The following is a 24,690-nucleotide window of genomic DNA, read 5'->3' on the forward strand; positions in this document are numbered from 1 at the left end:
CTGGCCCATCTGCGCCAGCTGAATTGGTAAATCTCGCCGGCGGCCCTGAGCGGCCGCCGGCTTCTGCCCTGCTCGAACTCTTCTCTGTCGAACGGAGGCAAGATGTCCCGCACCCTTATCGTCATCGGCCTTTGCATCGTCGCCATCGGTCTACTCTGGCCGTGGCTCTCTAAGCTGCCCTTCGGTCAGTTGCCCGGTGATATCGCCATTCGCCGCGAGAACTTCTCCTTCTACTTCCCGATCACCACCATGATCCTGCTGAGCCTGCTGATCTCGGCATTGCTCTGGCTATTCAATCGATAGGAAAAAGCAATCGATTGGCTACGAAGCGGCTCCTAGGCTTGTTAGGGCATGCAGTCATCCATTCAGGACTTGCCGAATAACAACAAGGAGCCTTCATGATCTCCTCACGCCAGTTTCCCCTTGCCCTGACCGCGGCGGGAGCGCTGTCGCTCGGCCTAGCCACGCCTCTATGGGCCGATGAGCATGAACCCGCCTGGGCTCAAGGACGTTCGGCCGACATGGCCGACTCCCCGCTGTCCCCTCACGCAACGCCGCTGACGACCACTCCGGAGGAGGACATTCCTCTCGAACACCTGCGCATGCCGGACGGCTTCAGCGCGGCGATCTGGGCGCACGGCATGCCGGGAGCACGCATGATGGCACTCGGCGACGAAGGCACGCTGTTCATCGGCACTCGCAACATTGGCCGGGTCTATGCGGTGCGTGACAACGGTGACGAGCGCGAACATGTCGTCGTCGCCGAGGGCCTGACCCAGCCCAACGGTGTCGCCTTCAAGGATGGGAGCCTCTACGTGGCGGCCATCAACCGCATCTTCCGCTATGACGATATCGAATCGCATCTGGCGAACGGCGAGGACATCCCCGAACCCGAGGAATTAACCGAGGCCTTCGGCCTGCCCGACGACGAACACCATGGCTGGAAGTTCCTGGCCTTTGGCCCCGACGGTCGGCTCTACGTACCGGTAGGGGCACCCTGCAACGGCTGCGAGGTCGACCCCGACACTCACGCCACTATCCACAGCTTCGAGCCGGACGGCAGCGACATGCGGGTCGAGGCGCGCGGTGTACGCAACAGCGTAGGCTTCGATTTCCACCCCGAAACCGGCGAGCTGTGGTTTACCGACAACAACCAGGATTGGATCGGCGAGCATGGCCCCGGCGACGAGCTCAACCGCTTGGGCGAAACGGGCGAGCATTTCGGCTTCCCCTTCTGCCATAGCGTAGGGTTCAGCGACCCCGAGCTCGGCAGTGCCGAGGACTGCCAGGACATGACGCTGCCGGCAGCGGTCATGGACCCGCACAGCGCCCCGCTGGGCATGCGCTTCTACACCGGTGAGATGTTTCCCGAGGAGTACCACAACGCCATCTTCATCGCTCGTCGCGGCTCTTGGAATCGCACCCTGAGCGTGGGTTACGACGTCCTGGTAGCCAAGCTCTCGGATGACGGCATACGCGCGGACCTCTCACCCTTCATGGTGGGCCTGCTCGACCCACGCGAGAATACCTTCTCCGGCCGCCCGGTAGACGTACTGCAAATGCCGGATGGTGCCTTGCTGGTCTCCGACGAGCAGAACGGTGCGATCTATCGCATCAGCTACGAAACCCCTGAATACATGGAGTGAGGCCATGCGTCGTTGTGGACGCACGTCGCCCTGGCGGCACCTTCTTGTCATGCCGGCGGCCTGGGCCGGATTGTTCCTGGCCCTGCCGGCCTGGTCGGAAAACGGTCCGGCAGCGGGCCTGCCGCTGGAGGCGCAGGTAACGGTATGCGGTAGCTGTCACGGTGAGGACGGCAACTCCACCACACCGGGAATTCCGTCCCTTGCCGGGCAGCCACCGCTCTCCATCACCAATCAATTGATCTACTTCCGCGAGCGGCTCAGGCAGAACGAGGTCATGACACCCCAGGCCCGGGGGCTGTCAGATGCCGAAATCCAGGCCCTGGCAGCCTACTATGCCGACCAGCCCGTCATTGCGCCCGACAGCGAGCCGAAAACGGCTCTCATGAACCAAGGGCGTGACCTGGCGCGCGAGCATCGCTGCGCCAGTTGTCACCGCTCGGACTTTTCGGGACAGGAGCAGATGCCTCGCCTGGCGCATCAACGCGAGGATTATCTGGCCCAAGCCATGCTGGCCTATCGTGAGCGCAGCCGGGGCGGGCCGGATACCACCATGGTCGATGTGATGCGCAGCATCGATGAGGAGGAGATCGCAGCGCTGGCGCATTTTCTTGCTCACTATGCCCCCGTCGATGGCTAGTCCGTGCAGGCCTCAGTAGAACAGCCGCCGCAGCGCCTCGCCCGGTTCCTGTTCACGCATGAAGGCCTCTCCGACCAGGAAGCCGTGTACATCGTGCTCGCGCATGCGCAGCACGTCGGCCTGGGTATTGATGCCCGACTCCGTTACCACGGTGACGCCGGCCGGGATGCGCGTCAGCAGTTCCAGCGTAGTTTCCAGGCGGGTCTCGAAGGTGTGCAGGTTGCGATTGTTGATGCCCACCAGGCCGATGCCGAGCTTGAGCGCACGCTCAAGCTCCAGGGCGTCATGCACCTCGACCAGCACGTCCATGCCCAGCGCCGTTGCCTGCTGGTAGAGGTCGGCCATCCGCGCATCGTCAAGCGCGGCGACGATCAGCAGAACGCAGTCGGCACCGATGGCGCGCGCTTCGCTGACCTGATAGCCGTGCACGATGAAATCCTTGCGAATCACCGGCAGCTCGCAAGTCTCACGCGCTGCGATGAGAAAGTCTTCATGGCCCTGGAAGAAATCGGCGTCGGTGAGAACCGAGAGACAGGTGGCGCCACCATCGGCGTAGCTAAGAGCGATCTCGGCGGGGTGGAAGTCCTCTCGGATCACCCCACGAGAGGGCGAAGCCTTCTTGATCTCGGCAATCACCGCCGGGTCACCCTCGGCGATGCGTCGGTCGAGCGCCGCTATGAAGCCGCGAGGCGCGCTCTGCTGCGTGGCTAGGTTCAACAGCTCATTTTCCGGCACGGCGCGACTACGCTCGGCCACTTCCTCGTCCTTGCGCGCCAGAATGCGGGTCAGAATGGTCGGGGCGTCCTGAGTGGGGCTCATTGTGCTTTCTCGGTACGGGCGGCACTGGCCGCGGATGAAGCGATAGGCGGACCATCTTACCCACCAGCGGATCGACATGGAAAGCGACAGCGCCAAGTTACCGCCTCGTTCACCCCCGCCTGCCTTGCGTGCAGCCAGATAGCGCCGAGGAGCGGGCGCGTGCCAAAATCCATGTATGACGACCTTCTCCTCCTTTTATGGCCCGTTCGATAGTGGCTGGCCCTGGGCCTCACCCCTGCCGGGCGCCCATCTGGTGGCGCTTGGGTTCGATGTCACGCTGTTCGGCGAGCTGACAGCGGACTGCCAAACCAGTGGCCACCACGGCATCGACTTGCCCTCTCGGCTGCATGGCGCCGTCGCCAAGCGGCGTGCCGAGTTCATCGCCGGGCGGCTCTGCGCCAGAAGCGCCTTACGACGGCTGGACGGCAGAGACGCCACGCCGGGCATGAACGACGATCGGTCCCCAAGCTGGCCTGAGGACTGCGTGGGAGCCATCACCCATAACGATGGCTGGGCCGCAGCGCTGGTCGCCCATCGGCAGGCCTACCAGGGGCTCGGCCTGGACGCCGAGCGACTGCTGGGCACCGAAGAGGCCAGGCGACTGGCCAGGCGAGTTCTCACCCCCCGCGAAGCCACATGTCTGAAACGACTGGACCCGTCGAGCGTGGGTCTCATGGTCAGCTCGGCATTTTCCCTCAAGGAGAGCCTATTCAAGGCCCTCTATCCCGTGGTGGGCAGGATGTTTCACTTCCAGTCCGCCGAGCTGGTGGCCTGGCACGGTATCGGCACGGTTCGCTTGCGCCTGCTGGAAGATCTGGGCAGCGGCTGGGCGGCTGGCCGGGAAGTTGACGGCGAGGTCTGTCTCCACGAGGGACGATTGCTCAGCCTCATCGCCCTTCCCGCACCGGGCCTCGAGCACAATGAATGCACCAACTGTGACGCGCGAGCCTGAGATAAGTTGCCAACCGCACTGCTTCCTCATACGATAACGATTATCATAATCACACGTAACGGATGACCCATGGCCCCAGTCGCTCAGCACCGGCCACGCATTCTGGTGGTCGAGGACGACCGGACGCTGAACGGCCAGATCGCCGGTCTCCTGGAAGGCAAGGGATACCGAATCCATCAGTGCTACGAAGGCGAAGGCGCGCTGATAGCCGCCATCAGCCAGCGCTTCGATCTGATCCTGCTCGACGTACTACTGCCGAAACTGGACGGCTTCGCGGTACTCGACCGGCTGCGCAAGACGCGCCAGACCCCGGTGATGATGCTCACCGCCCGCGGGGCGGAAGAAGAGCGGATCCTGGGCTACCGCTGCGGCGCCGACGACTACGTGCCCAAACCCTTCGGTTTCACTGAACTGTTGCTGCGCATCGAGGCCCTGCTACGACGCACCCTGGGCGCCACGGACCAGCGGGCCGACCCCGAGGCACTGACGGTGGGCTCGCTGACGCTCGATCGCAGCCGCCTTGTGGCTCGCTACGCTGGCACCCTCCTCACGCTGACCCCGATCCAGTTTCGCCTGCTCTGGGTACTGGTGCTTCACCAAGGCGAGGTCCTAAGCAAGCCCTACCTCTACCAGTTGGTGCTCGAGCGCGAGTTCAGCCGCTACGACCGCAGTCTCGACATGCACCTGAGCCGGGTCCGCCGCAAGCTGGCGGAGGCGGGCATGGCCGCCGACCGGCTGCAGACGGTACACGGCAAGGGGTACTGCTTCCTGTGAACAGACGGCTGTTCTGGAAGCTGTGCGGCCCGCTGGCGCTGGGTACCCTGGCCCTGGTCTGGGTGGTCGGCTTCCTCGGTTCCGAGACGGAGCAGAAAATGAGCTTCATCGCCGAGCACCACCAGCAGACCTTGAAGCAGTGGGGCGCAACCGCCGAGCAACTTCATAACGCCGGAGATGAGCTGGCCCTGGACGCCTGGCTGGAGAAGCTGCAGGCCCGCGAGAACACTTGGGCCGCAGTGGTACGCTCCGACGTGCAGTCCCTGGGCGGCAGCACGCTCTCGGAGCAATTCAATGAAGGTTTCCGACTGGGGCGCAACGTCGAGTGGAAGATCCACCTCTACTTCGCCGAGAACCCCATCATGGACCTCACCTTCGCCGATGGGCACACACACTTCCTGGTGACCCTGCCGCAGCGCATGCGACCCGGCACCTACCTGCCCGAAGCCAAGCTGCTGCTGAAGGTGGCCTTGCCCCTGATGGTACTGCTACTGCTGACGCTTGGGGTCTATCGGCACTTGATGGCGCCGCTGCGCCAGCTCGAGCTGGCCACCCGTCAGTTCAGCGAGGGTAACCTGGGAGTTCGGGTACGTGCGCTACTGGGCAAGCGCAACGACGAACTCAGCGCGCTGGCCGAGACCTTCGACCGCATGGCCGAGCGCACTGGCGAGCTCATTCTCACCCAGCGTCGACTGATCGCCGACCTCTCCCATGAACTACGCACCCCCCTGACCCGTATCGACATGGCGGTGAGCTGCGTGGAGGAAGGCATCGACACCCAGCACTTCCTGCCCCGAATTCGGCGTGAGTGCCGCCTGATGCGTGACCTGGTGGAAGATACCCTGACCCTAGCCTGGCTCGAGAACGAACAACCGAGTCTCGATCAGGACAACCTGGACCTCACCGATCTGCTCGACAGCGTCATCGAGGACGTCCGCTACGAGTACCCCGAACATTGCCTGGTCAGCGACCTGCCCGCCCAGGCGGAGATCAGCGGCAGCAGCCATCGCGCCCTGGCCCAGGCGGTGGAGAACGTGATCCGCAACGCATGCCATTACACCCCCGCCGACGGCCAGATCAGGATCAGCCTGTGTCCGGAGGAAGAAGGCTACCGGCTCACCGTCGACGACCAAGGTCCCGGTGTGGCCACCGACCAGTTGGAGCTGATCTTCACCCCCTTCTATCGAACCGTTCAGGCCCGTGACAACCGCCCCGACGGCCATGGCCTGGGCCTGGCACTGGCGCGCCGACAGATCGCAGCCGTAGGCGGCTGGATACGTGCCGAGCCCCGCACCGGCGGGGGGCTGCGGATGTCGCTCTGGTTTCCGGCGTCGCGCCCGAGCCGGCCATGAATTGCACTTCGTAACAAATGTAAAAGCGATTCACTTCGGTTATGAGTTAAACAAGAATGCCCTCCAAATAAGAACATTTATCACTCAATGGAGCGCAGATGAAACCCATGATTCCCGTATCTCCCGGCAGCCGTATCTGGCCGCACAGCCCCTTGTGGCTGGCCATCGCCCTCCTCAGCGCCAGTTCCGCGGCTCTGGCCCAAAGCGATCCCCAGCAGCTCGATACCCTTCAAGTTACCGCCGAGCGAAGCACCGAAAGTGACCAGAGTGTCAGCGCAGACGCGCTCGAACGCCGTCAGGCCACCGACCTGCAGGATATCTTCGCCGGTATGCCCGACGTCGCTGTAGGCGGTGGAGCCCCGGCGGCGCAGAAGGTTTATGTGCGCGGCCTGGAAGACACCATGCTCAACGTCAGCGTCGACGGCGCCACCCAGTCCGGCTACTTGTTCCACCATCAAGGGCGACTGGTGGTCGAGCCCGAGCTGCTCAAGCAGGTCGATGTCGTCGCCGGTGCCGGTGAGGCCACCAACGGCCCCGGTGCCTTGGGCGGTGCCATTCGCTTCGTGACCAAGGACCCAGAAGACCTGCTGCGCCCCGGCCAGCACTTCGGCGCGCTGCTCAAGGGCGGCTACTTCAGCAATACCGACGGTTACAGGGCTTCCACCTCGCTCTACGGTCGCCTGAACGACAACTGGAGCGCTCTGGGCACGCTGACCCAGACCGACCACGGCGATTACAAGGATGCCGAGGGCAACACCCAGCCCTACACCGGCAGCGAGAGGTTTACAGGATTCGCCAAGCTGGTGGGACATCTCACCGATGAGCAGCGGGTCCAGCTCAGCTACGAGCGCACCGAGGACGAAGCGTATCGCCTGCACCGACCCCACTGGCGGCCAAGCGTACGCAACGCCCCTCTTGATCAGGAAGTAGTACGCGAGACCGTCACTGGCCAGTACGGCTTTACATCGAACGCCAACGACTGGCTCGACCTGGACCTGACGCTCTACCATACCGAGGCCTCCCTCGAGCATGTCGACGGCCCCTACGGCGACTACATCGGTGCCATGCAGAGCCACGGCGGGGACCTGCGCAACCATAGCCAGATCGGCGACCTCACCCTGACCTATGGCGTCGACTACCGCAAGGACGAGGCCAGTCTGCGCAGCCCGCTCTACGGTACCGACCGCGAGGAGGGCAGCGTGGTGGGGCTCTACCTGCAGAGCCACTATCAGTTGACCGATAGGCTACGGCTCAGCGCTGGCGCCCGCCACGACTGGTTCGAACTGGACGAGCAGCTTACCGGCAACAGCTTCAGCGAGTCTGGCTGGAGCCCCAACCTGGGCTTGCGCTTCGACGCCACCGAGCAGCTCACCCTGCATGGCGGCTGGGCACGCGCCATTCGCGGCACCCAGGTCAAGGAGCTGTACGTTCTCGATTACTATCGCAATGCGGAAGATCGCACGAAGGAGGTTGCCGATAATGTCGAGCTGGGCGCCACCTATCGCCACGGCAACTTCTACCTGGCGGCGGAAGTCTTCGAGACGCGCATCGACGACGTGGTGGGTCAGGTTGCACCCAGCACGCTGGGCAATCTCGGCGAGCTGAAGACTCGCGGCATCAACGCCCGCATCGGCTACGACTGGGATCGCCTGGACGCCTCGCTCGCCTACAGCCGGGCCCGACCCGAACTCGACGGTGAACCGCTGAGCGACGATGACATGGCCATCGGCACCAGCATCGGCAACAGCTGGGTGACAAACATCAATTTCCAGGCGACCCACGATCTCGACCTCGGCTGGACGGGACGCTTCGCCGAACGACTGACCCACGTGGCCGAAGACTATCCACACAAGGCCGGCTACGGCGTCAATGATCTCTATGCCACCTGGCGCCCCCTGGTCAGCGATCACTTGGCACTCTCACTGAGGGTCAACAATGTCTTCGATAAACAGCACGTCAACCATGCCAGCTATGGCGATGCCGGCGACATTGCCCACGGCCTGCCCGACCCCGGACGCGATATCCGCCTCAGTGCCACCTATCGCTTCTGACCCGAGCTGACGGCACGCAACGACGCAGCGCGATGGGTACCAAACGAGAAGGGGCGCCACACGGCGCCCCTTTTCCTGTGCCCTTCCCCGAGCTCTTGGCGGCCCACCGCAGCAAACCGACCCGGCTCAGCGGCAGACGACGGCGGCCGATGGCATCACTTCGCCCGCTGCGCTCAGCCGGGCACGCAATCGCTCAAGGTCACGCTTCAGGACTGCGTGGCAATCGGCTCCGAACCACTCCAGCGAGATATCCATCGGCTCGTGGCACTGCACCAGCCAGTCGAGCAGCGGGCCATACTCGCAGGCGCCTTCCAGCACCGGCACCATCCCTTGGCGGCTGCCCGACGGAGAGTAGACGTTGGCCGGCGCGAACACTGACAGCTGGCTGCGCCGAGCGATGTTCTTGAAATGGAAGTGACGCACCCAGGGAGACAGTTCACGCAACGCCGTCAGCGGCTCGACGCCGGACTCCCATACATGGAGCACATCGAAGTTGAGCGCGAGGCCAGGGTGATCGACCGCGTCGAGCAGCTCCCGCGTGGATGCCAAGCTGTCGGCCAAGGTGTCGGGATGCGTCTCCACCACCAGCGTCAGCCCCTCGTCGGCTACGCAACGGGCCAGGGTACGCAGCCGTCGCACCATCTCGCCACGCTCGGTAGCGGAGAGCTCGGCGCTGCCTTGACGCCCAGCGAAGGTGCGCAGCTTGTCGGCGCCCCAGTAGCGAGCCAGGCGACACAGCTCACGGGTGCTGGCCAGGGCCTCGCTCTCCGCGCCCTCAAGAGCTAGATAGTCGCTGACCATGGGAATGACCAGTCCCTGGCGGCGAATCCAGTCGCCATCGACAACGGCGTGCTCGAGCAGGTGGCGGGCATGCACTCCCCACAGCTCGATACCGTCGAAGCCCGTGCGCGTCGCCCAGGCAGCAAGTTCCGGCAGGGAGACGAGGTGATGGCGGAAGGAGATGGTACACAGGTGCAGCCGGATCATGGCAAGACTTCCTTGTGGGGTTGGGCATGGGGGAGCACCGGGTTCGACCGCCCCCGCCACCAGGCGTCGAACAGCGCCTGCAGGGCTCGCTTGATACGAAACTCCCGGGCGTCCTGCTCATCGAGCAGCGTCTCCACCCCGGCTGCCAGTGCCGGTTGGCGGGTCATCGCCAGTTTCATGGCGCGATACTGGATTCGGGTGTAGGTCTTGACCAGCGCCTCGATCTCTTCGCACCAGGCTTCGAACCAGGAATCGCCCTCGGCCTGCTGCCCCTGTTGCTCCAACAACCAGGCGAAGGCGTGCTCGTAGGCGTACTTGCGGATCGCCATCACCGGGATCTCGCGCAAGGCCGGGGTGAGGTGTACCAGCGGTTCGTGAGCCTCGGGCCCGACGTGGGCGCGCAGGATACGCCGCAGGGCATCGGTGAAGGGGTTTTCGTCGCGCTTCATGCACTGCCGGAAGTAGGCCGCCACGGTGTCCCGCGGGGTGTGGCGAATCTCCAGCCCGTCGAAGTAGAAGCCGCCCGCGGCGGCTGGCGAGCGCAAGGCATCGAGTATGCGCGCCTTGGGCAGCTCGCCTTCCCAGCGAAAATCGGGATCCGACATGAACCACATATCGGGATCAGCGGTAGTCTCTAGCATCACGTAGTGTGGGAAAGGGTTCTGGTGGAACTTGTTCTCCCGCTCCGGCAGCCGGTACATGTCCAGCATGACCATTACCTGGCGATCCACGGGGCGTTGCTCGATCAGTTCCACCAGGCGAGCGATATTGGCCTCCTTGTCGCGCCCATGGTCGAACCACTCCTCGATGCAGATGCCGTAGAGCAGCCGATACCACTCGCGGAAACCCTCGTGGCGGGTATGCGGGGAGTGATAGGAGAGTTCGTGTCGCTCGTTTACCGAGAAATCGGCATCCCACACCCCGAAATAGAAGGGGCGATGGTCCACCCCCGGGGTGCGCTTGATGATCTCGCAGACGCAGCTGACGAAGCAGTGCACCTTGATCATGAGGCCAGCTCCTCCTGCCAGCGCTCAAGCAGGACGACCAGGTCGTCGACCCGCTGCAGGTCGTCGCCAATCACGGCGTCCTCGGGGACCGTCAGGCCGTGCTCCAGCTCCAGGTGCACGAAGAGCTGCAGCAGCATGATGGAGTCCAGCGCCAAATCCTCGTTGAGCCGGGCGTCACGAGCGAAGCGGCTAAGGTCTGCCTGGGGCTGGTGTTGTCTCAGGACGTCGGCGATGGCCTCCAGCAGGCGCGCATTGGTATCGCTCATGGAGCCACCTCCTCGGCCTGTACGCTCTCCGCTCCTGCATCGGAATAGGCCCGAGCCAGCCGTTGCCGGCTCACCTTGCCGTTGGGCAGCTTGTCGATGTGCTCCACCTGTTCCAGCACCATGGGCACCTGATGCGGTGCGAGCCGCTCGCGGCACCAGCGCCTGAGCGCTTCGCAGTCCAGCGGTTCGCGGGCCACGAACTGCAGACAGACCCGCTCGCCGGCATAGGGATCCGGGCGCTTGAACGCCACCGCCTCCTCGATCCGAGGGTGACGCAGGAAGACGTCCTCGACGCCGCCAGGGTAGACGTTGATACCCGCCACGTTGATGGTGTCATCCAGCCGTGCCAGGAAGTGCAGTTGCCCGCTCTCGTCCAGGTAGCCCAGATCGCGGGTCGCAACGATCCGGCCCCCCTCCTCCACCACGGTGACGCGAATCTCCTCCGGCGCCTCGGCGGAATGCCCGGCGCTCACCCTGAGATGGGGCAGAGGCCGACCCATCAGCCCCGGGGAGTCGGCACGCGCCGCGATGGCGATGCAGCCCGCCTCGGAGCAGCCGTACTGCTGGCAGACCCGCTGGGCGCGGGCTCCGAGAGTCTCGAGCAGTGGTGCCGGTAGGGTCGCGCCGGAGAGCATCACGGTATGGAAGCCCTGTTCCTGCGGCAGCAGGCGTACCAGCAGGCTTACCAAGGTCGGGGCGGCATACAGCAGATGCCGCGGGTGGTCGCGCAGGGTGCCGAGGATATAGCGTGGATTGAGGTTGGTGACGACCCGAGGCACCACACCGCGGCCCTGACTCCGACAGAGCCCAGCGAGAACGCCGCAGATCAGGCCATAGGAGTGAGTGACAGGACAGGCGATGATCGGGGTGAGGCCCTCGGCCTCGGGTAAGGCAGCGAGATAGCTCTCCAGCTCCCGGTCGATGGCCGTCCAGGGGCGCACGATGGTCTTGGGCCGCCCGGTAGTGCCGGAGCTGAGCTGGATCAGCTCGCCGCCCGGGGCGGGCTCCGCTGCCTGCTGCTCCGGGAGTGGGTTCAACGCCTCGAGGTGAGAGCCGTCGCCGTGCAACAGATGATGGCAGCCTGTCTCCAAGGCCAGCTCGCGCGCGGCATCCAGGGGCGTACTCGGGTGGATCGGTAGCACGCTGCCGCCCTGGGCCTTCAGGTGCAGACACAGCGCCAGCCACTGGAAGCTGTCCTTGAGGCAGACGGCGAGACGCCGACCCTGCGGCGCGACAATGGCTGGATGACGGCAGAGTACCTCGACGGCCCGGTCGATGTCGTCGCGAGTATAGGGGGTGGTATCCACCACCAAGAGGGGGTCGGAGTGTGTCACGCTAACCTCGGTGATCGTCTCGGTTGTCGGGAACGCCGGCATCCGCCAGGGCGTTGGGAATGAGGTGATGGCATTCGGGGGACCCAGGGCCCTGCAACTTGTGGGTGAGCAGCGCTTCGGCAGCGATCCGGGGCCGACGGTAGGCCAGTTGCGCCAGCCGCTCGGCCAGTTCGGGATGGCGTCGGGTATAGGCCGTCAGGCAGCCGTTCACTTGGCGCCAGAAATCGGTTTCGGGCAGGCAGTAGTGGCACTCCATGAGCAGCGCCAGCTCACTGAGATGGAAGACGAAGAGAGTGTCCATCACCAGCTCGCGCAGGGCCTCTACCTTACCCATGCGGTAGTAGCGGTCGTCCGGGGCCCGGTCGTAGAGCGGCTGGCGCTCAGCGAAATCGGGCCGTGCAGCGCCCTGCGGCAGGAACGCCTCGACGTACTCCACACTGTCGTGGAAGTCGCGCAGCAATAGCGCCACGGGCCAACCCTCGCGCACCACCAGCAGACCGTTCTGGGCGTGCGCTTCCACGCCGATGCCGTGGGCCACCAGCAGGTGCCAGACCGGCAGTACCACGCTGCGAATCGCCGCCTCCAGCCAGGCCACGACCCCGTAGCGCTCGACCCAGGGTGCGATGAAGGGACGACCGTCCGCTTCCACGGCGAACAGTGCGTTGAGCGGCACCGCCCGCTCCCCCTCCCGCAACTGGGAGGCGATACTCCGTCGCCAGATGGCGCCCAGTTCGCCGGCCAGGGCCTCGCATCCCGCCAAGTGATCGGGGCGGCCGATATAGAGCAGACCGGCATACTCCTCCAACAGGCGCAGCGGATATTCCTGGGTGAAGCGAGGGTCGCTCTCGACGGTCGCTCGCAGCCAGCGCGAGATTGCTGGCGCCGAAGGCACCGAATGGGGCTCCAGATGACGCCGGGAGGAAGTGTTACCGATGCCCAGGGGCAGCTTGACGCAGGCCCGGCTGGGCCTGCTGGCGTTGAACAGCGAACGCAACGACTGGCTGGCCCGGTAGCGATCGCCAAGCGCTCCCAGCGCGATGACGTCACCGCGCGCCAGGGCCGAGGTCAGGGCACCATCACGCAGCACCTGCCACTGCCAGGGGTGCATCGGCAGCACGGCATGGCGGCGCGGGTCGGCACCCGCTCGAAGCAGGGCTACCCGTAGTGCCTGCGCGGTTTCCGCCCCCAGCTCATAGCGCCAGAAGGCCTCCTCCTCATGCGGCAGGCAGGCCAGGCGCTGGTCGTACGGCACAGCCAGCCAGTGCAGTTGGAAGGTATTGCCGGCCTCCGGCCCATAGCGTATCGGGTCGTCGCCCTCGAAGCCGAGGCGGGCCTTGAAGCAAGGATGGTAGGGATGCCCTTCGTGGAGCGCGGCGTCGAGGCTCTCCGCGTCCAGCTCGCGGCGCTGCGCCACCCTTGCGCAATCGCGGGCATTGCGTACGGTCGCCTCCAGCTCTTGCAGCAGGGCCAGGCGGAACTCGGCAGAGACGGGCAGTTGGTCGACCAGGCTTTCCAGGCCGAGAGCCACCCGCCGCCCTTGGCGTGTCAGGCACAGGCTCTGCACATTCAACCGAATGCGGCCGAAGCCACGCAAACGTCCCTTGCAGCGCCCCTGCAGTTCGCCCAAGGAAAAGTGCAGCCATTGCCAGTCGGTCACGCTGATATCGCCGCGATAGGGAACCAGACCCTCGAACAGCAGCGCTTCCAGCAACTGACGGATCACTCGCGTCTCCACCGGTTCGGGGCGGGCGATGGAGTTTGCGGCCGTCGGTAACACCGCTGCTTCAGGCCACGTCATGGCGAGGCTCCCACGCTTCCCGAGATATGCTGCGAGCGGCAACGGAAGTGGCCACCAGGGGGTTGGGAATACGCGTGTACACCGCCATCTCGAGCTCGGCATTGAGCTCGTCCACGTCGTGAACGCGGGTCAGCAGGTTACCTTTGTATGGCAGACTGGCCTGCTCCAGCAGCATGTCGAGCAGCGGTCGCGCCGGCCCCTTCAGCCGCCCTCGCCACCGCGCCAGGGCGCATCGCAGCAGGTCGAGCAAGACCTCTTCAGCCAGCAGGTCATCCTGACCGAAGCGGGCAATCACTGAGAACAACTGGTTGAGTACCAGGTAGTAGCAGAAGCGGTCCCGGATCATGGCGTCCGCGTAGAACAGCTCCGGGGTCTCGGCCACTTCGGGACATAGCGCCTCCAGGCTCGGACGGCACGCCTCGGAGAGATAGAAGCCCTGGTTGTCGCGATAGTAGTAGCAGTTGGGATAGCCGCCGCTGAGATCCAGCAGGCTGTTTTGCTGATGGGCCTCGAGGGCGATGCCGTGCTCGTCGTAGAGGCGCAGCGCGGGCCCGATGGCGCAGCGCAGATAGTGATGGAACCAGTCGTGACTGACGGCCGCCAGGCTGCGCCCCTCGTTGAGCGCCAGCCCCTCGATCAGTCCATGTAGCCGGGATGGACGGCCCTCCAACGGATCCTGGGTCAGGGTGGCCAGGGAGATCACGCCGCGATCGCGTCCGTTAATGAAGGGGTTCTCACGCAGAATTGCCTCGAAGCCACTCTCACGTAGCCCTGGCAGGCGCACGGTGAGAAAGGCCGGGTCCTGCAGGAAGCGAAAGCGCGGTTCGGTCTCGAGGAATCCGGTGCGCCCGAGCAACTTTGCCATGACCATGCCGGCGCGCAGCTCATGCGCCTTGTTGACCCGCAGGGAGTTGGTGACCTTGACCGGAATGGAGAACTTCAACATCCATTCAGCCTCCTCGCTATAGAGCGTGCGAACCGAGGAGGTGGCGGTAAAGCAAGGCCCCAGGCAGCCCAGTGGCTGAATCCAACCCTGGGCGATCGCTTCGAGAACCGACGGCTGCGAAAGCAGCCACTGAGCCTGCAGCGGATGGGCCGGCACCAGTATCCGGTCAGCCGGCAGGCTTGGAGCGCCCCCCGCGGCCGCCAGCACGGTCGCCACCATGGCATCGGCATCGATGTCGAGGCAGGAGCCCTGTTCCACGAGATCGCGATGCACGGAAAAACAGAACAGTTGGAAGCGACCCGCCAGTTCCGGGGCGTAGTCGGCGTGCTGCCAATCCGCCAGGCCCTGGCGACTCTTGGGGGTGGGATGGGCGGAATGGCCGAAGAGCAGCGCCTGTTCGGTATCGATGAAGCGATCCGAGTCCAGCCGAGGATCCTGACGACGCGCCTCCACATAACGCATCATCACCCGGTAGCTGTCGGCGAGCCGGTAAAGCAGCTCCAGCTCCCGGGTCCTGCGCAGCTCCGGCACCATGCCGGCGGGACGAGCGTATATCTCGCGCACCAGCATGTTCATGGCCTGCCAAGGCTCCACACGGGCCCAGCACTGCCGAACGACGCTCCAGCACCAGACCCGGCCGAAGCGATGCCGGCCAGCACAGGAGCGATAGAGCACTTCGATCGCCAGCCGTGTCTCCCGGGAGCCCAGCTCCAACTCGCAGAGTTCGCCCGCCCGGCCGCTCCCGATCGCCGCTGCCATTCCATCGGCATAACCTCGCCATCGGCCTGCATCGATCTCCCTCAGGTAGCAGTATAGAAACGCCTGCAGGCTGGCCTGTTCCGCGATGGCCCTGGCGGATGGTCCCATAACGATGTCCCATGACGATTGTCCGGGAAAATCTAAATGAGAAGCATATGCAGCGGTATTGGTTTTACAACTTTTACATCGCGGGGGCGCACGTCGACACAAGCCGCTGGGGCCGGAAGCGCAGGAAAAGAGCCAGCGCCAAGCCGAAAGTAAGCCACTCGGCCAGAGGCAGAGCGACCAGTAGCGGCCAGTGCGGGAAGAAAGTAGCGATCAGTACCAGCAGCAGCCCCGGCAGCACCAGGCTGCGAGAGAGAGCCACGACGGCTGACGGCAACGGCTTCTGCATGGCCGTCAGATAGACCGACAGCAGCACATTGAGGCCGTTGATCAGGAACAAGGGCCAGAGAATGGTCAGGAAGCGATCGGCGAGCCCGGTGATGGCCGGGTCGGCAGCAGGATCGAGAAAGAGCCGCACCAGCGAGCCGCCCTGGAACCACACGGCCAATACCAGAACTCCCCCCAGTCCCAGGATCACGCTGACACCACAGCCCATGAAAGTGCGAATCCTTCGGGCGTTGCCCGCTCCCAGGTTGTGGCTGAGCAGCACGTGCATGGCATCGGCGATGCCATAAAACACCATCAGGCTGAGGAAGATCAGGTAGTTGACCACAGTGAAGGCGGCCACGCCCGACACGCCATGGCTGATGATGAGCAGCCAGTTGATCAACAGCATGACCAACCCCACCGAGGCTTCGTTGATCCACTCGGAGATGCCGTTGCCTCCTGCCTTGAGCACTTCGCCCCACCCGTCCTGGCGCAGACGGAAACGCAACCGCCTGCGTTTGGAGGCAAAGTAGCTCAGCAAGATCGCGAGCTGCAGCAACTGAGCGCAGCCCGTGGCCACCGCGGCACCACGCAGGCCATAGTCCAGATAACCCACCAGCAGGGCATCCAGCACAATATTGGTTCCCGCGCCGGCAACCAGCGCGACGGTAGCCAGCCCCGGAAAACCATCCACGCGAATGAAGTAGTAGAGCACCATGGTGACGAGCTGTACCACCAGCACCCAGACGATCAGCAGGAAGTACTCGGACATCAGCGGGTAGAGCTCGGGCGAGGCACCCAGCAGCCGGTAGAGTGACTCATGGAACACGGCGCCCAGCAGCGCTGCCGTCAGAGCCAGGCCAAAGGTGGCGATCAGACTCTTGCTGAAGATCGCCGAGGCCGCCGTCGTATTACCTTCCCCCATGTACTTGCCAGCCCGTACGGTACCACCGATGGCCAGCGCCAGGGCCAGGCCGAACAGCATGGCGAAGCAGGGAATCAGCAGGTTCAGCGCCGCCAGGGCCTCACCACCTACGAAATTGCCGATGAAAATTCCATCGACGATATTGGCCGTGGTCAGCGCCAGGAGCCCCGCCACCGAAGGCAAGGCATAACGAAAGAATACCGGCCAGTGGGGGCCGGTGAGGATCGGGTCGTGTCGCTCGATAGCGCTGCTTGCATCCATGGCATTGAAATCCTGACCAAACGGCGCCCGGCATGGCTGGCTCGACCCAGCACTATGCCGAGAAGGGCCCCTCGACACTCTCCGATCCGCTTGCCTTCGCCGAAATGAGAATGAAAAGCAGCCACAATACCGTAAAAGACCGCGTCAGGAAATCAGCACGCGGGTGAAGTCGGCCAGCTCCTTCATCTTCTCGAGCGGCAGCTTGGAAGCCTGGGCGTCCTGCGCCATCAGCACGCCCTCCTTCAGCGTGTCGGCGATGCCCGCGCAGTAGAGGGCCGCACCGGCATTGAGGGAAACGATGTCCGCGGCCGGCCCCTCGCCTACCAGCGCCTCGCGCACCAAGCGCAAGCTATCCTCGGCACTCACCACCTTGAGTGGCGCCAGCTCCTGGCGCTGGATGCCGAACTCCTCGGGGGTGATCGCATAATGACGAATCTCACCATCCTTCAGTTCGGCAACCCGGGTGGCAGCCGCCAGGGAAATCTCATCCAAGCCGTCCTCGGCATGTACCACCATGACGTGGCGACTGCCGAGGTTCTTCAGCACCTCCGCCATCAGCGGCACCAGGTCGGCAGAATAGACCCCCAACACCTGATTCGGTGCACTGGCAGGATTGGTAAGCGGACCGAGAATGTTGAACAGGGTGCGTACACCCATCTCGCGCCGCGGACCAATGGCAAAGCGCATGGCGGGATGGTGGTTGGGTGCGAACATGAAGCCGACGCCCACCTGCTCGATGCAGCGGGCCACCTGTTCCGGTTTGATATCCAGATGGATGCCGGCCATGTCGAACAGGTCGGCACTGCCGGAGGAAGACGAAACGCTGCGATTGCCGTGCTTGGCCACGTGGGCGCCGGCAGCCGCGGCCACGAAGCTGGAAGCGGTCGAGACGTTGAACAGATTGGCACCATCGCCACCTGTGCCGACGATGTCGACCACGTTCTCGGCCACTACATGTACCCGCTTCATCAACTCGCGCATCACCTGGGCCGCCGCCCCGATCTCCTCGGCGCTTTCCCCCTTCATGGCCAGGCCTACCAGCAGGCCGCCGATCTGGGCATCGCTGGCCTCACCGGTCATGATCTGGTGCATTACCGAGTGGGTGGCATCGAAGCTCAGGTTCTCGTGGCGCATCACCGCGGCGATGGCGTCTCGCATCTGCATGGACAGGAACTCCTCTTTCGTGCGGCTCAGCGACGCTTCAGGAAATTGGCCAGCAGCTCGTGCCCCTGGCGGGTCAGAATCGACTCCGGGTGAAACTGCACGCCTTCGATATCCAACTCGCGATGGCGCAGCCCCATGATCAGGCCAGGGGTGACGTCGTCGTCATCGGTCCAGGCCGTGACCTCGAGGCAGCCGGGCAGCGTCTCGGCTTCCACCACCAGGGAGTGGTAGCGGGTAACTTCGAGCGGGTCCTCGAGGCCGGCGAACACACCCTGTCCATTATGGCGGATCCGCGAGGTCTTGCCGTGCATTACCTGGGGCGCACGGACCACCTTGCCACCACAGACCTGTCCGATGGCCTGGTGTCCCAGGCAGATGCCCAGGATCGGCAGGCGACCGGCGAAGTGCTCGATGGCGGCAAGGGAAATGCCCGCCTCGTTGGGCGTGCAGGGCCCCGGCGAGATCACCAGATGGCTCGGCGCCAGCGCCTCGATCTGCTCCAGCGAGATGGCATCGTTGCGAAAGGTGGCTACCTCGGCCCCCAGCTCACCCAGATACTGCACGACGTTGAAGGTGAAACTGTCATAGTTGTCGATCATCAGCACGGACATGGCGATAAGGTCCTGTTCAAGCGTATCTTTTACGGTGTTTCGTACTGCTCGGCCAGCCGTGCAGGGCCTGCTTCGGACACAAAAAAGCCGCCCCGACGGCGGCGTTTTCTTCAGTCGTCAGCGTGCCGCCCCTCGCTCAGGAGCGCCACCACTGAATCGAATTCGGCATGTAGGCGTTTGCGTTCATGACGCAATAGTGCCGTCGTGGCTGCCGGGCTGTCAACGCATGATGGTGGCTTGCCGCAACGCCAGGCTAACCGGAACGCGGGAGGGAGCGATCTCCGTCACAGCTGGCAAGCGTACTCCCCAATCTCTATCATCGGGGCACATGCGCAACCGCAAAAAGGAGATTGACGATGCGCTTTACCCGCCGTGCCTGTTTCTGGCTGGCTCTACCTATCGCCGCCATGGTCGGTGGCGTTTCAGCAGCAGCAGCAGCCAATCCCAAGGTGGTCGCAAGTTTTTCGATCCTTGGTGATCTGGTCAGTCAGGTCGGTGGTAGCGATATCGAATTGGTGGTGCTGGCTCCTGCCGGCGCCGAAGTGCACGAGTGGGAGCTGACCCCGAACAACTTCATCGCGCTGGAGGATGCCGATGTCGTCTTCTACAACGGCTACCAGCTCGAACATTGGATACGTCAAGTTCACGCCACGGTGGGCAACCGGGCGCCACTGGTAGCAGTGGCCGAGGCGACGGAGTATCCGACCCAGCCGATCATTACCGGCGAATATACTGGCGAACCCGACCCCCACCTGTGGATGGACCCGCGCGCGGTCGCAGCCTACATGCAGGTGATTGCCGATCAACTGGCCGAGCTGTACCCACAGGCCGCCGACAATTTCCAGGCCCGAGCCAGTGCCGCCAAGGAGAAGCTCGCCGCACTGAATGATGAAATGGACGAACTGCTGGCGGCGATTCCGGAGGAGCAGCGGGTCCTGATCACCACCGAAGCGGCGTTCGTCTATTTCGCCGACGCCCATGGCTTTCGCCATGACGGAGTCTGGGGCAGCAATGCCGAAACCGAGGGCTCACCCCAGCAGGTCATGCGCATCGTCGATCTGATCGAGGAGGCCCGACCGGCCGCACTCTTCTGGGAGAGCACGCTATCGGATCGCTACATCCGCAGCATTGCCGCCGATATTGACATCCCCATTGCCGGCCCGCTCTACGTCGACTCCCTCAGCGAGCCCGACGGCGATGCCTCGAACTATGTGGCCATGATGCGCCACAACGCCAAGCTGATCCGCCGCGCCCTGCTTGCAGAAGAACAAGACGAACACGAACAGGACGAACAGGACGAACAGGACGAACAGGACGAACAGGACGAACAGGACGAGGAGCGTCAGGCTTCTCGCGATGAGAAGTAACCCCCCCTCATCCGCCGGCCTGAACGCAAGCGGCCCTGCCTCTCGACGATCGAAAGGCAGGGCCGCTGTCGCTACAAAGGGTCTAGAGGTTGTCCAGGCCCTTCTCGGCCATCGCTACCGCACGGAAGATGGCACGGCCCTTGTTGAGCGTCTCCTGCCACTCGAGTTCGGGTACGGAGTCGGCTACTACGCCGGCTCCGGCCTGCACGTGAAGCTTGCCATCCTTGATCACCGCCGTACGGATGGCAATGGCGGTATCCATGTTGCCATGCCATGACAGGTAGCCCACCGCACCGGAATAGATACCGCGCTTGACCGGCTCCAGCTCGTCGATGATCTCCATTGCCCTGATCTTGGGCGCACCCGATAGCGTACCCGCCGGGAAGGTGGCACGCAGCACGTCCATGGCGGAAAGACCCGGCTTGAGCTTCCCGGTGACATTGGACACGATGTGCATGACATGGGAGTAGCGCTCCACGGCCATCTGGTCGGTGACCTGCACCGAACCCGTCTCGCAGATGCGGCCCACGTCGTTGCGCCCCAGGTCGATCAGCATGAGGTGTTCGGCGATCTCCTTGGGATCGGCCAGCAGCTCGGCCTCGAGAGCACGATCCTCTTCTTCGGTGCGGCCGCGCACGCGGGTGCCGGCAATCGGCCGCACCGTGACCTCGCCGTCCTCGAGCCGGGTGAGGATCTCGGGCGACGAGCCCACCACGTGGTGATCTCCCAGGTTGAAGAAGAACATGTAGGGCGAGGGGTTGAGGCTGCGCAATGCGCGATAGAGATCGAGCGGCGGAGCCTGGTAGGGAATCGACATGCGCTGCGAGGGCACGCACTGCATCACGTCGCCGGCCAGCACGTACTCCTTGATGCTCTCCACCGCCGCCTTGAAGCCGGTTTCGGTGAAGCCCGAGGTGAAGTGCCCCTCCTCCACCGCGCTGCGTCCGGTCCCCGGGCTCGCGGCGTTGACGACGGCGGTGCGCAGGCGCCGCTCCAACCCTTCCAGGCGCGTCGTCGCCGTGGCATAGGCCTCGGCGACGGTGGGGTCGATGTGGGTCCACAACGTCAGGCGGCCCGACAGGTTGTCGAACACCACCAGGTCGTCGCAGACCATCAGCAGTATGTCCGGCACGCCCAGCGGATCGGGCTTCTCGACGCCCCGCAGGCGCGGCTCGATGTAGCGGATGGTGTCGTACCCGAAGTAGCCGACCAGGCCGCCATCGAAACGCGGCTGGTCGTCGAGGTTGGGCACGCGGAAGCGGTCGTGGAACTCTTCGATCCATGCGAGGGGGTCTTCCACCTCGACCCGTTCATGGCACTCGCCCCGTTGGAAGTGGCTGACGCTGAAGCCATGCACCTCGATCCGCTCGTGGCTCGGCAGGCCGATGATCGAGTAGCGCCCCCATTTCTCCCCCCCTTGCACCGACTCGAGCAGAAAGGTCCAGGGTTCGTCGGCCAGCTTGAGATAAGTCGACAGCGGCGTGTCGAGGTCGGCCAGCACCTCACGGGTGACTGGGATGCGGTTATAGCCGGCCTCGGCCAGGGCACGGAAACGTTCGGACGTCATCATGACGATTTCCTCGAGGGTAAAACGGTGTCGGACAGCAAATATCGGATATGGGTGAAGCTCGAGTGAGCGTCACCATCGCCAGCCGGCAGGCCCGGCGACGAACGACACCATCGAAGTGACGGCCTGGCTAAGGCTGCCACGCATGGAGGAGGGGTCATGCAGCATCATGCTGTCCATCGAAGCGTGTCCCGCGGGATAGGCAAACGGAATGAATCCGAGGTCATTGATAGGGTTCGAAAATCGACCCTAAACGAGTTCCGCCAGTGAATCAACCAGCGCCTCCGGCCGACTATCACGGATTGGCTCGCCGTGGTTGTAACCATAGGGAACCGCCAGGGTGTGAAAACCGGCTGCGCGCCCTGCGGCCATGTCGTGACGTGAATCGCCCACCATCAGACAGGCCGATGGCGGCTGACCGAAATGCGCGGCAACATGCAGCAGCGGCGCCGGGTCGGGTTTCTTCTGCGACAGGCTGTCGCCACCCAGGCAGAGCGCAAAATGCTCCTCGAGGCCGAACTGAGCCAGAATAGGCCGAATGAAGGCAAACGGCTTGTTGGTCACGAGCGTCAGCGTCAGCCCTCTGGCGCGCAGTGCGTCCAGGCACTCACGCACACCGGGGTAAAGGCACGTGCGCGAACCTGGGTCACGCCCATAGTGTTCGAGAAAGGCCTCATGGGCTCGGGCCAGGACTCCCTCGCCGGGTTTCTCTCCCAGAGCGAAGGTCAGCGCCCGCTCCATCAGCTTTAGCGAGCCGTTGCCCACCCAATCACGTACTCGTACCTCGCCTGCCACTGGCAAGCCTAGCTCGCCCAGGCTGGCATCCACCGCCGCCGTCAGGTCGGGCACGGAGTCGACCAAGGTACCATCCAGGTCGAAGCTGACCAGGCGTATGTCGTTCAGGATCGGGTGCATGACGCCACCTCATGCCTCTTGCGGTCCTGGAGCCAGGTCCGCTTGCGTGTTGCTGGAAGGCGCTTGACCTCGGCCTCGAGCCGCAGCGCATCGCCGTGGCTGCCCACCGGCTCCTGATACACCAGCACGAGCGGCCCGCGCCCCCGTAATGCCTTGGCGCCCCGCCCTGCCTCATGCTGCGCCACGCGCCGGGCTACGTCAGTGGTGATACCGGTATAGAGTGCCCCCTGGGGCGTTTCGACTATATACAGGTGCCACAGCGTCGATGGTTCGGTCATTGGTCAGCCTACACCGACGCCAGCTGCTCGCGAAAAGCACGGATGACACTGTCGTAACCGTTCGGGTCGCTGTCGCTGGCGGCCTTGAATACCGCCGAGCCGGCCACGAAGGTATCGGCCCCGGCACGCGCAATCTCGGCAATATTGTCGACCTTCACACCGCCATCGATCTCGAGTCGAATATCGAAGCCCGACGCATCGATACGCCGCCGCGCCTCGCGCAGCTTGTCGAGCGTGCCGGGAATGAAGGCCTGACCACCGAAGCCGGGGTTGACGCTCATCAGCAGGATCATGTCGATCTTGTCCATGACGTAGTCAAGGTAGGAGAGCGGCGTGGCGGGGTTGAATACCAACCCGGCCTTGCAGCCACCGTCACGGATCAGCTGCAGCGAGCGGTCGATGTGCTCGGAGGCTTCCGGATGGAAGGTGATGTAGCTGGCACCGGCATCGATGAAGTCGCCGATCAGCCTGTCCACCGGCTTGACCATCAGGTGGGCATCGATTGGCGCGGTGACGCCATGCTTGCGCAGCGCCTCGCAGACCATGGGGCCAATGGTCAGGTTGGGGACGTAGTGGTTGTCCATGACGTCGAAGTGAACGATGTCCGCCCCGGCGGCCAGCACGTTGTCCACCTCCTCGCCCAGGCGCGCGAAGTCGGCGGAAAGGATCGAAGGGGCTATCAGGAAGTCGCGGTTCGCATCGCTCATCGGGTTATCAGCCATCGCACGGGAATAGAGGCGTCATATTACCAGACCGGTCAGTTCTACGGGCAGCCGGCATTGTCTCCGTCAATGAAGCATATATATAAAAAGAATAAAAACACGGATTGTAATTCCACTTCGCCGATCTTACTCTTGCTACCAAGTTCCCTTTGCCGGAGACACCGCATGCAACTTTCCACTCTTCACCGAACGCTTCTCGCCGCCGCCCTGGGCATTGGCCTGGTTACGCCGGCAATGGCCGCCGAGCGCGAGCTGCTGAACTCCTCCTACGACATCGCCCGCGAGCTGTTCTCTGCGGTCAATCCTGAGTTCATCGCCCACTGGCAGGCGGAGAACGGCGAAGATATCGACATCCAGCAGTCCCATGGCGGCTCCTCGGCCCAAGCCCGCGCCATCCTGCAAGGGCTGCGCGCCGACGTGGTCACCTACAATCAGGTCACCGACGTGCAGGTGCTGGCCGACGCTGGCCTGGTGGCAGAGGACTGGCAGGAGAAACTGCCCAACAACGCATCGCCCTACTACTCCACCACCGCCTTCCTGGTGCGCAAGGACAATCCCAAGGGCATCGAGAGCTGGGACGACCTGGTACGCGAAGACGTCAAGATGGTCTTCCCCAACCCCAAGACCTCCGGTAACGGCCGCTACACCTACCTGGCCGCCTGGGGCTTCGCCCAGCAACAGTTCGACGGCGACGAGGAGCAGATCCACGACTTCATGCGCACCTTCCTGCGCAACGTGGCGGTATTCGATACCGGCGGTCGCGGTGCCACCACCAGCTTCATCGAGCGCGGCCTCGGCGACGTGCTGATCAGCTTCGAGTCCGAGGTCAATAATATTCGCCAGGAATATGGCGAGGACGACTACGAGGTCATCGTGCCGCCGGTGAGCATTCTGGCCGAGTTCCCGGTGGCCGTGGTCGAAACCAATGCCGAGCGTAACGGCAACCTGGATCTGGCCCAGGCCTATGTAGAGTATCTCTACAGCGAGGAGGCACAGCGCCAGCTGGCGGGCTTCAACTATCGCGTGCACCACGAGGCAGTGGTCGAAGAGTTCTCCGACCAATTCCCCGAAACCGAGCTGCTGCTGGTCGAAGATATCGCCGGCAGCTGGGAAGAAGCCATGGAGACCCATTTCGGTGGCGGCGGCCTGCTCGATCAACTGCAGCGGCGTCGCTGATGGC

At 64.0% G+C, this 24,690-nt stretch carries 23 protein-coding genes; 9 read left to right on the top strand and 14 right to left on the bottom strand.

Going from position 1 to position 24,690, the window contains the following annotated elements:
- The first annotated feature begins 102 nt into the window (after positions 1-102).
- The 3 genes from SPH52_RS08340 to SPH52_RS08350 all read left to right on the top strand — a co-directional run bounded on the left by SPH52_RS08340 (position 103) and on the right by SPH52_RS08350 (position 2,283).
- Complete coding sequence (locus SPH52_RS08340) at positions 103-303, top strand: DUF2905 domain-containing protein (protein ID WP_411794555.1); 201 nt, start codon at positions 103-105, stop codon at positions 301-303.
- A gap of 95 nt (positions 304-398) precedes the next feature.
- The gene (locus tag SPH52_RS08345) at positions 399-1,646 is read left to right on the top strand and encodes a PQQ-dependent sugar dehydrogenase (protein WP_411794556.1); all 1,248 of its coding nucleotides are present in this window, start codon (positions 399-401) and stop codon (positions 1,644-1,646) included.
- 4 nt (positions 1,647-1,650) lie between these two features.
- Complete coding sequence (locus tag SPH52_RS08350) at positions 1,651-2,283, top strand: c-type cytochrome (protein WP_411794557.1); 633 nt, start codon at positions 1,651-1,653, stop codon at positions 2,281-2,283.
- A gap of 12 nt (positions 2,284-2,295) precedes the next feature.
- Here the strand turns inward: SPH52_RS08350 and trpC are convergent, their stop codons facing one another.
- Complete coding sequence (gene trpC / locus SPH52_RS08355) at positions 2,296-3,102, bottom strand: indole-3-glycerol phosphate synthase TrpC (RefSeq protein WP_411794558.1); 807 nt, start codon at positions 3,100-3,102, stop codon at positions 2,296-2,298.
- A 175-nt stretch (positions 3,103-3,277) separates the two neighbouring features.
- Here trpC and SPH52_RS08360 point away from each other — a divergent pair, with 175 nt between their 5' ends.
- From SPH52_RS08360 to SPH52_RS08375, 4 genes are all read left to right on the top strand, one after another.
- Complete coding sequence (locus SPH52_RS08360; protein ID WP_411794559.1) at positions 3,278-4,054, top strand: 4'-phosphopantetheinyl transferase family protein; 777 nt, start codon at positions 3,278-3,280, stop codon at positions 4,052-4,054.
- Between the two features lie 69 nt (positions 4,055-4,123).
- Positions 4,124-4,828 (top strand): response regulator transcription factor, encoded by a 705-nt coding sequence (locus tag SPH52_RS08365; RefSeq protein WP_411794560.1) that lies wholly within the window; start codon positions 4,124-4,126, stop codon positions 4,826-4,828.
- A complete protein-coding gene (locus SPH52_RS08370; RefSeq protein ID WP_411794561.1) occupies positions 4,825-6,180 on the top strand; it encodes a sensor histidine kinase in 1,356 nt (451 codons plus the stop codon). The genes SPH52_RS08365 and SPH52_RS08370 overlap by 4 nt, the downstream gene beginning before the upstream one ends.
- Positions 6,181-6,278: 98 nt before the next feature.
- The gene (locus SPH52_RS08375; protein ID WP_411794562.1) at positions 6,279-8,231 is read left to right on the top strand and encodes a TonB-dependent receptor domain-containing protein; all 1,953 of its coding nucleotides are present in this window, start codon (positions 6,279-6,281) and stop codon (positions 8,229-8,231) included.
- A gap of 126 nt (positions 8,232-8,357) precedes the next feature.
- Here SPH52_RS08375 and SPH52_RS08380 read toward each other — a convergent pair whose 3' ends face one another.
- From SPH52_RS08380 to SPH52_RS08420, 9 genes are all read right to left on the bottom strand, one after another.
- Positions 8,358-9,218, bottom strand: coding sequence for a sugar phosphate isomerase/epimerase family protein (locus SPH52_RS08380; RefSeq protein ID WP_411794563.1), 861 nt, complete (start codon positions 9,216-9,218; stop codon positions 8,358-8,360).
- Entirely contained in the window at positions 9,215-10,225 is a 1,011-nt protein-coding gene (locus SPH52_RS08385) for a DUF6005 family protein (RefSeq protein ID WP_411794564.1), read from the bottom strand. The genes SPH52_RS08380 and SPH52_RS08385 overlap by 4 nt, the downstream gene beginning before the upstream one ends.
- Positions 10,222-10,491, bottom strand: a complete 270-nt coding sequence (locus SPH52_RS08390) for a phosphopantetheine-binding protein (protein WP_411794565.1) — start codon at positions 10,489-10,491, stop codon at positions 10,222-10,224. The genes SPH52_RS08385 and SPH52_RS08390 overlap by 4 nt, the downstream gene beginning before the upstream one ends.
- Positions 10,488-11,825: an AMP-binding protein gene (locus SPH52_RS08395; protein WP_411794566.1), complete on the bottom strand. Its 1,338-nt coding sequence runs from the start codon at positions 11,823-11,825 to the stop codon at positions 10,488-10,490. Before SPH52_RS08395 ends, SPH52_RS08390 begins: the two co-directional genes overlap by 4 nt.
- A gap of 1 nt (position 11,826) precedes the next feature.
- Positions 11,827-13,623 carry an IucA/IucC family protein gene (locus tag SPH52_RS08400; RefSeq protein WP_411794567.1) on the bottom strand — a complete coding sequence of 599 codons (1,797 nt, stop codon included), beginning with the start codon at positions 13,621-13,623 and terminating at the stop codon, positions 11,827-11,829.
- A complete protein-coding gene (locus SPH52_RS08405; protein WP_411794568.1) occupies positions 13,610-15,436 on the bottom strand; it encodes an IucA/IucC family protein in 1,827 nt (608 codons plus the stop codon). The genes SPH52_RS08400 and SPH52_RS08405 overlap by 14 nt, the downstream gene beginning before the upstream one ends.
- Before the next feature lie 73 nt (positions 15,437-15,509).
- Complete coding sequence (locus SPH52_RS08410; RefSeq protein ID WP_411794569.1) at positions 15,510-16,886, bottom strand: MATE family efflux transporter; 1,377 nt, start codon at positions 16,884-16,886, stop codon at positions 15,510-15,512.
- A 144-nt stretch (positions 16,887-17,030) separates the two neighbouring features.
- A complete protein-coding gene (gene trpD, locus SPH52_RS08415) occupies positions 17,031-18,050 on the bottom strand; it encodes an anthranilate phosphoribosyltransferase (RefSeq protein ID WP_411794570.1) in 1,020 nt (339 codons plus the stop codon).
- Positions 18,051-18,076: 26 nt separating this feature from the next.
- On the bottom strand, positions 18,077-18,661 hold the full coding sequence (locus SPH52_RS08420) for an anthranilate synthase component II (protein WP_411794571.1): 585 nt from the start codon (positions 18,659-18,661) through the stop codon (positions 18,077-18,079).
- Positions 18,662-19,017: 356 nt separating this feature from the next.
- On the opposite strand from SPH52_RS08420, the gene SPH52_RS08425 reads away from it, so the two are divergent.
- Positions 19,018-20,028 carry a metal ABC transporter solute-binding protein, Zn/Mn family gene (locus SPH52_RS08425; RefSeq protein ID WP_411794572.1) on the top strand — a complete coding sequence of 337 codons (1,011 nt, stop codon included), beginning with the start codon at positions 19,018-19,020 and terminating at the stop codon, positions 20,026-20,028.
- Positions 20,029-20,110: 82 nt separating this feature from the next.
- Here SPH52_RS08425 and trpE read toward each other — a convergent pair whose 3' ends face one another.
- The 4 genes from trpE to rpe all read right to left on the bottom strand — a co-directional run bounded on the left by trpE (position 20,111) and on the right by rpe (position 23,495).
- Positions 20,111-21,595 (bottom strand): anthranilate synthase component I, encoded by a 1,485-nt coding sequence (gene trpE / locus SPH52_RS08430; protein WP_411794942.1) that lies wholly within the window; start codon positions 21,593-21,595, stop codon positions 20,111-20,113.
- A gap of 249 nt (positions 21,596-21,844) precedes the next feature.
- Entirely contained in the window at positions 21,845-22,510 is a 666-nt protein-coding gene (locus tag SPH52_RS08435; RefSeq protein ID WP_411794573.1) for a phosphoglycolate phosphatase, read from the bottom strand.
- Positions 22,495-22,788, bottom strand: coding sequence for a GIY-YIG nuclease family protein (locus tag SPH52_RS08440; RefSeq protein WP_411794574.1), 294 nt, complete (start codon positions 22,786-22,788; stop codon positions 22,495-22,497). The genes SPH52_RS08435 and SPH52_RS08440 overlap by 16 nt, the downstream gene beginning before the upstream one ends.
- A gap of 8 nt (positions 22,789-22,796) precedes the next feature.
- Positions 22,797-23,495 (bottom strand): ribulose-phosphate 3-epimerase, encoded by a 699-nt coding sequence (gene rpe / locus SPH52_RS08445; protein ID WP_411794575.1) that lies wholly within the window; start codon positions 23,493-23,495, stop codon positions 22,797-22,799.
- Positions 23,496-23,675: 180 nt separating this feature from the next.
- On the opposite strand from rpe, the gene rpsI reads away from it, so the two are divergent.
- Complete coding sequence (gene rpsI, locus SPH52_RS08450; RefSeq protein ID WP_411794576.1) at positions 23,676-24,686, top strand: 30S ribosomal protein S9; 1,011 nt, start codon at positions 23,676-23,678, stop codon at positions 24,684-24,686.
- Positions 24,687-24,690: the final 4 nt, after the last annotated feature.

This window comes from Halomonas sp. A29 (assembly GCF_046723295.1).
Lineage (GTDB): Bacteria > Pseudomonadota > Gammaproteobacteria > Pseudomonadales > Halomonadaceae > Halomonas.